The organism is bacterium, assembly GCA_040755795.1.
In the GTDB taxonomy this organism is placed as follows: Bacteria; UBA9089; CG2-30-40-21; order CG2-30-40-21; family SBAY01; genus JBFLXS01.
Window position 1 is genome coordinate 1 of record JBFLXS010000641.1, and the last position, 1,622, is coordinate 1,622.

Sequence of the window (1,622 nt, forward strand, 5' to 3'; positions counted from 1 at the left end):
CTGGTATTAATGAAACAGGACAAAGTACTACGACATGTATTGGTGTAAACAATGTAGTCGCAGAGTGGTGGAGAGGGATACTTAGGGATGCAGGTATTGCTATTGAAGGAGGCATTGCAGCAGTTGGATTTCTCCCAGGTGGCCAAGTAATTGAAACTGTTTATGACATCTTCAGTGCTGCCAGTGGATATAGTTTTGGAGGAGAACTTACTCCTACTCAAAGGGCATTAGTTGCGGGAGCGATATTTGTCCCTGGAGTTTCAGGCGTATTAGTTAAAAATGCTGGGAAGGTAGTTGAAGAAGCCTTAAGGATAGGTGGAAAACATTCAGGATTATTAGAGAACTATGCAAAACGCACTCCAGAGGAGATTCAGAAGGCACTTAAAAGTTATGAGAAACAGGTTGCTCTCCATAAAGAAAAGATTGCAAATCCAGATAAGTTTGCTGAAGATTGGAATAAAATGGATACCCGTGCTCAAGAGGGTCTTCTACGATATTGGCAAAAGGATTTGCAACGAAATCAAGAACTTGCTGAGATTATGCGATATCTCTTGCAAACAAAAGGAGTAAAATGATGTCTAATAAAGAAGAAAGTACATATCAGAACCTTCTAAGAGATTATGTTTATTTTCTGCTTGAAGATGCTCATGAAGCGAAGGCAAAGCGTGATAAGGCTCGAGGTACCCCTGATGAATCTTTCTATACTGGATCTCTTCTTGGTTTTCACCGTAGTATTTCTCTTCTTCAACAGTATGTAGAATCTTTTGGCATACCACTAGAAGAGATTGGTTTAGACAAGATAGTGCCTGACAAAGATTTCGTATAAAAATTCAGGTGGACTTTGTGGGGTCAAGCCAGGAATGTAGACCAAATTTACTTTCTACATTCACGGTTTGGCCCTACTTATTTCCTCACCATGCACTTTGCAAAGCGTATGCTAAAGACTTTGCTAGAAGCGGATTGAATATTGAAGAGTGGACAGTGCCAATTGCCAAATGGTTTCATAACTTAAAACCCTATGGTTTACATACAGGACAAAACCACTGGAATAAACAATGGGACGAATTTTTTGAGAAAGGTGATGTTGACTCTCCTCAGATATTAGACCAGTTAAAAAATATGGATAAACAACTGTTAGAGCAGTTAGACAAGATAAAGAAACAGCCTGATCTTCAACAATGGCAATTAAACCAGATAGAAAATATGCAAACAGAGATATTAAAACAGATAGAAAAGATAAATAAAGAACTTAATCTTCAATAAAGACTAAGGAGGGATTTCTATGTTTTATAGGCTATATCATGAGGAGAACTATTTAGGGGCTGACTGGGCAGATGGGATGGATTTAGAACAGATAATCTGTCCAAAAGATAAACATCACATGAGGGGAGGGAAAAGGATAGGAGATTTAATGATAGAATTGCCATCTCCTAATATTAGAGATTTTATATGGATAGTGTTTGGTGGCGAGTGTTTAATTACGGATAAGGTAGCGGGGTTATTCAAAGAGGCAGGGTTTACAGGGTATGAGTTAAAGCCAGTCACTGTAAAGAAAGTAAAAAGGATGGGGAAAGAACCAAAACCAATCCCTCAATTATGGGAGATGGTAATTACAGGCTGGG

4 protein-coding genes are annotated in these 1,622 nt (G+C 38.6%); all 4 read left to right on the forward strand.

Annotated features, from left to right (window positions below):
• Positions 1–575: hypothetical protein (locus AB1414_20540; protein ID MEW6609799.1), on the forward strand; the 575-nt coding region annotated here is incomplete at its 5' end.
• On the forward strand, positions 572–826 hold the full coding sequence (locus AB1414_20545; protein ID MEW6609800.1) for a hypothetical protein: 255 nt from the start codon (positions 572–574) through the stop codon (positions 824–826). The genes AB1414_20540 and AB1414_20545, both read left to right, overlap by 4 nt.
• A gap of 17 nt (positions 827–843) precedes the next feature.
• Complete coding sequence (locus AB1414_20550) at positions 844–1,263, forward strand: DUF2380 domain-containing protein (protein ID MEW6609801.1); 420 nt, start codon at positions 844–846, stop codon at positions 1,261–1,263.
• A 19-nt stretch (positions 1,264–1,282) separates the two neighbouring features.
• Positions 1,283–1,622, forward strand: a 340-nt coding sequence (locus AB1414_20555; GenBank protein MEW6609802.1) for a hypothetical protein, incomplete at its 3' end; no start/stop codon positions are given.

Bases quoted from the DNA above. Each gene is read 5' to 3' on its own strand.
- AB1414_20545 (MEW6609800.1), top strand. From the start codon at position 572: ATGATGTCTAATAAAGAAGAAAGTACATATCAGAACCTTCTAAGAGAT.